General features: G+C 56.8%; 7 protein-coding genes. 3 read left to right on the top strand and 4 right to left on the bottom strand.

All coding sequences use genetic code 11. The annotated features are described in order from the left end of the window. On the top strand, window positions 1–890 hold an 890-nt coding region (locus ACXJ5O_RS20035; protein WP_457301425.1), incomplete at its 5' end, for a fumarylacetoacetate hydrolase family protein. Beyond that, window positions 887–1,531: a maleylacetoacetate isomerase gene (gene maiA / locus ACXJ5O_RS20030; protein ID WP_271898836.1), complete on the top strand. Its 645-nt coding sequence runs from the start codon at window positions 887–889 to the stop codon at window positions 1,529–1,531. The genes ACXJ5O_RS20035 and maiA, both read left to right, overlap by 4 nt. A gap of 10 nt (window positions 1,532–1,541) precedes the next feature. Here maiA and ACXJ5O_RS20025 read toward each other — a convergent pair whose 3' ends face one another. The 3 genes from ACXJ5O_RS20025 to hppD are packed head-to-tail and all read right to left on the bottom strand — an operon-like array spanning window position 1,542 to window position 3,317. Continuing rightward, window positions 1,542–1,919, bottom strand: a complete 378-nt coding sequence (locus ACXJ5O_RS20025) for a type II toxin-antitoxin system VapC family toxin (RefSeq protein WP_457301424.1) — start codon at window positions 1,917–1,919, stop codon at window positions 1,542–1,544. After that, window positions 1,916–2,146, bottom strand: coding sequence for a type II toxin-antitoxin system Phd/YefM family antitoxin (locus ACXJ5O_RS20020; RefSeq protein ID WP_457301423.1), 231 nt, complete (start codon window positions 2,144–2,146; stop codon window positions 1,916–1,918). The genes ACXJ5O_RS20025 and ACXJ5O_RS20020 overlap by 4 nt, the downstream gene beginning before the upstream one ends. A gap of 58 nt (window positions 2,147–2,204) precedes the next feature. Then, window positions 2,205–3,317, bottom strand: coding sequence for a 4-hydroxyphenylpyruvate dioxygenase (gene hppD / locus ACXJ5O_RS20015; RefSeq protein WP_457301422.1), 1,113 nt, complete (start codon window positions 3,315–3,317; stop codon window positions 2,205–2,207). 121 nt (window positions 3,318–3,438) lie between these two features. Here hppD and ACXJ5O_RS20010 point away from each other — a divergent pair, with 121 nt between their 5' ends. Beyond that, window positions 3,439–3,900: an Lrp/AsnC family transcriptional regulator gene (locus ACXJ5O_RS20010; RefSeq protein WP_112531520.1), complete on the top strand. Its 462-nt coding sequence runs from the start codon at window positions 3,439–3,441 to the stop codon at window positions 3,898–3,900. 16 nt (window positions 3,901–3,916) lie between these two features. Here the strand turns inward: ACXJ5O_RS20010 and ACXJ5O_RS20005 are convergent. Then, on the bottom strand, window positions 3,917–4,393 hold a 477-nt coding region (locus ACXJ5O_RS20005; protein ID WP_457301421.1), incomplete at its 5' end, for a metallophosphoesterase.

The following is a 4,393-nucleotide window of genomic DNA, read 5'->3' as shown; positions in this document are numbered from 1 at the left end:
GTATAGCACCGCATCTGGAAGCCCTTGGCAAAAGTCTTGAGCTTGGTGCGGTCCCCATCGGCCGCTTCCACGAACATGAGGCAATGGCGCCATTGCCGCGCGCCTATCAATGGGCGGATGGTTCGGCCTATGTCAATCACGTCGAACTGGTGCGCAAGGCGCGCGGCGCCGAGATGCCGGAGAGCTTCTGGACCGATCCGCTGATCTATCAAGGCGGCTCCGACAGTTTCCTCGGACCCCGCGAACCGATCCGCATGGCCGACGAGGCCTATGGCATTGACATGGAAGGGGAGGTCGCCGTCGTTGTCGATGACGTGCCAATGGGTGCGAGTGTCGACGAGGCTCGTGATGCAATCCGCCTTGTCATGCTGGTCAATGATGTCAGCCTGCGCGGGCYCATCCCCGCGGAACTCGCGAAAGGTTTCGGGTTTTTCCAGTCCAAACCATCATCGGCGTTTTCACCCGTTGCCGTGACACCCGATGAACTGGGCGAAGCCTGGGACGGCAACAAGGTGCACCTGCCATTGCATGTCGACCTCAACGGCAGGCCGTTCGGCCGCGCCAATGCCGGTATCGACATGACCTTCGATTTCCCGACGCTGATCGCCCATGCCGCCAGGACGCGGCCGCTTGGTGCGGGTACGATCGTCGGCTCCGGCACGGTCTCCAACAAGCTCGACGGTGGACCGGGCCAGCCCGTCGAGGAGGACGGGGCGGGCTATTCCTGCATAGCAGAAATCCGCATGATCGAGACCATCCGGGAAGGCGCTCCGCAGACGCCATTCCTGCGTTTCGGTGATCTTGTGCGGATCGAGATGAAGGACCCTTATGGTCATTCGATCTTCGGCGCCATCGAGCAGCAGGTGATCAATTACGGGCGTGAAGCATGAACGGCATCGTCCTTTACGACTACTGGCGCTCGTCAGCCAGCTATCGGGTGCGTATCGCGCTCAATCGTCTCCGTCTCGAATATGAAACCGTGCCGGTCAATCTCCTCAAGGACGAACACAAGGGTGCCGACAATCTCAGCCGTAACCCGCAAGGTCTCGTTCCAACGCTCGCCATGGACGGGCGGATGATGACCCAGTCACTGGCGATCATCGAATATCTTGATGAGATTTATCTGGACGCAGGTTTCCTGCCGCAGGAACCGGCAGGACGGCAGCGGGTGAGGGCACTTTCCTATGCGATAGCCATGGAGACCCATCCGGTCTGTAACATGGGTGTGATGGCCCACATCTTGTTTTTGACTGAAGGTGGCGACAAGGTCCGCATCGCCTGGATGCGCAAGTTTATCGCCGAGGGCCTTTCCGCATTCGAGGCGATGCTGCACCATCCGGATACGGGAAAATTCTGCCACGGCAACACGCCCGGCATGGCAGATTTCTGTCTCGTTCCCCAAGTTTACAATGCCAAACGCTGGGGTGTTAAAACGAGCGGCTTCAAACGCATAAGCGCAATCGTCAAACGGTGCAGGGCTATCGACGCCTTCGCAGCGGCGCATCCGGACAAGGTAAAACAGGACCTCTGAAGATGCAGGGTCAGAGTACCATAACGTCATAGTGACGAAATATCGTATCCGATGTCAGGATCGTGAGATTCTCGACCTGCGCCTGAGCAATGAGGAGCCGATCAAATGGATCTCGATGGTGATCGCCGAGGTGTTCCGTACGCGCAGCATGTCGTTCATAGACTGAGAGAAATGGAATATTACGCGATTTCACTGCGTCGACGATATCGCCATTCAGGAAAAGCTTGCCCAGTGCTCGCTTGATGGCGATCTCCCATATAGACACAGAGCTCACAACAAGATCCTCGCCCCGGTGCAATATCTCCCTCTGCCGTTTGGAAAGTCGGGGATCATCGCTCACGGCCCACAGCAATACGTGCGTATCGATAAGATAGAGCGGGCCGCTCATTTGACGTATTCGTCCCATTCGGGACCGAGTTCATCGAAATTCTCTGATATCTCTACTCGTCCCTTCATCGCACCTATCAGGCTACCCGGCTTTTTATCCGGGTTAGGCAGAGGAGAAATGGTCGCGACGGCTTTGCCATGTCGTGTAAGCACGATCTCCTCGCCCGACTGCGCGCGGGTAATCAGTTCAGAAAATTTCGCTTTGGCTTCAGCGATAGAGATGTTCACAGCAAAACTCCTTATGACCATAATTTAGGTCATAATTGAGTCGAATACAACCGTCGAACTACTCCGCCGCTGCGATTTTTATCACACCGCGGCGAATCTGATCTTCCTCGATCGACTCGAACAAGGCGCGGAAATTGCCTTCGCCAAAACCTTCGTCACCCTTGCGCTGGATGAACTCGAAGAAGATCGGCCCGATTACCGTCTTTGAGAAAATCTGCAGCAAGATCTTCGTCAAGCCACCATCGACGACGCCTTCGCCATCAATGAGAATTCCGTGCTTCTTCATCCGCTCGATCGGCTCGTCGTGGCCGTTTACGCGGTCATGCGATTTCTCGTAGTAGGTCTCGGGCGGTCCGGGCATGAACTTCAGCCCGTTATCGGCGAGCTTGTCGGTCGCGTCAAAGATCGCCTCCGTCCCGACGGCGATGTGCTGGATACCTTCGCCTTTATACTTGCGCAAATATTCCTCGATCTGACTCTTGTCATCTGTGGATTCATTCAACGGGATGCGGATCTTGCCGCAGGGCGAGGTGATCGCGCGCGAAACCAGCCCGGTAAATTTGCCGGCAATATCGAAGAAATGGATCTGCTTGAAACCGAAGAGTTCGCGATAGAACGCCCACCATTTGTCCATGTTGCCGCGATAGACATTGTGGGTGAGGTGGTCGAGATAATAGAAACCGACACCTTCCGGCTTTGGATCGCGCTCGCCCAGCCATTCAAATTCCGCATCATAGATAGAGCCTTTGTCGCCATAGGTTTCGATGAAATACAGCAGCGATCCGCCGATACCGACGATCGCCGGAACATCGAGCGTCTTGTCGTCGCCCTCATAGGGCGTCGCACCCTTGGCAACCGCATGGTTGTAGGCGTGCTTGGCATCCACCACCCGCCAGGCCATGGAAGGGGCGCAAGGGCCATGCTTGTCGACGAACTTCGTCGCATGGGAACCCGGCTCGGCATTGAGAATGTAATTGATGTCGCCCTGGCGCCAGACAGTGATGTTCTTGGTCTTGTGGCGGGCCACAGGCACATAACCCATGCGCGCAAACAGCTCTTTGAGCTGCTCCGGCTCCGGATGGGAGAATTCAACGAATTCGAAACCGTCCGTCCCAGCGGGGTTATCTTTGCTGATCGTGGCTTTCGGTGCGTCGTGCGGAAACGGGCCCATATCATCCTCCATGCGGTAACCGCCATTATCGCGCAAACCGCCTGCAATGTGCTTGCATTTCAACGCTTCGTTAGCGTATATTTCGCATGTTTCGTGCGAAAATACGGTAGCGGATGCACATATGCAGCAACTTGATCCATCTGACCGCAAAATTCTCATTTGCCTGCAGGAGGATGGGCGGCTGACCAACAACGAGCTTTCCGAGCGGATCAACCTCTCGCCGTCGCAATGTTCGCGACGCCGCACGCGGCTGGAAGAGGAGGGCTATATTCGCGGCTACCGGGCGGAGATCGATCGGGAAAAACTCGGCCTTGGCATCGTCAACATCATCTCGGTAACGCTGGCGACGCACAACCGGGACAACGCGCAGCGCTTTTCGGAACTCATCTCGAAACTGCCTCAGGTCATGGAAGCCCATGCTCTGACTGGAGAGATGGATTATTTCATCAAAGTGGTGACCCCGGACCTGCGCGGACTTTCGACATTCGTCAACGAGGTTCTGCTACCGCATGAATCCGTCCAGCATGTCAAAACCGCCATCGTGCTCGACACGCTGAAGGAGGATGGCCGCTTGCCGATATGAGGATGCCTAAGAAGCCCTAGAGAAACAGCGCCTTCCTCACCATCGGATAGACCCGGGCATGGCCGAGCATATAGGCGGTAATTGTTTGCGCGTCGAACAATCCGTGAAAGGCACGGCCGAGAATGTTCAACCCGCCGGTATAAGYGCCGAAAGCCGGCATGATCATGCGCGAGCGGTCGCTGACGAAGCAGCGTCGCTGCACCGCTTGCCCGCGCCGCACCACCTTGGCCGCCGGGTGCAAATGTCCTGCGATCTCGCCGGAGCAAGGAGACTTCGACGGTTCGTGCCGAAAGACCAGATTGCCGAGCGCCAGTTCCGTGAATGTCTCGCCCGGCAAATCCGCCGGATGTTCAGGGTCATGATTGCCGGTGATCCAGATCCATTCGCGCCCAGCCATCAATGTGGCGAGTTCCGCCGCATAGAGTGCAGGCAGGCGCGCTGCCGCTTGACCATCGTGAAAACTGTCGCCGAGGCTTATCACGCAGGTCGGGTT

Source organism: Phyllobacterium sp. P5_D12, assembly GCF_054049495.1.
The sequence above is the reverse complement of the archived record's forward strand: the minus strand, read 5'-3'. Positions and strand labels throughout refer to the sequence as shown.

Coding starts and splice junctions, on each gene's coding strand:
- maiA (WP_271898836.1), top strand. CDS start 887: ATGAACGGCATCGTCCTTTACGACTACTGGCGCTCGTCAGCCAGCTAT.
- ACXJ5O_RS20025 (WP_457301424.1), bottom strand. CDS start 1,919: ATGAGCGGCCCGCTCTATCTTATCGATACGCACGTATTGCTGTGGGCC.
- hppD (WP_457301422.1), bottom strand. CDS start 3,317: ATGGGCCCGTTTCCGCACGACGCACCGAAAGCCACGATCAGCAAAGAT.
- ACXJ5O_RS20010 (WP_112531520.1), top strand. CDS start 3,439: ATGCAGCAACTTGATCCATCTGACCGCAAAATTCTCATTTGCCTGCAG.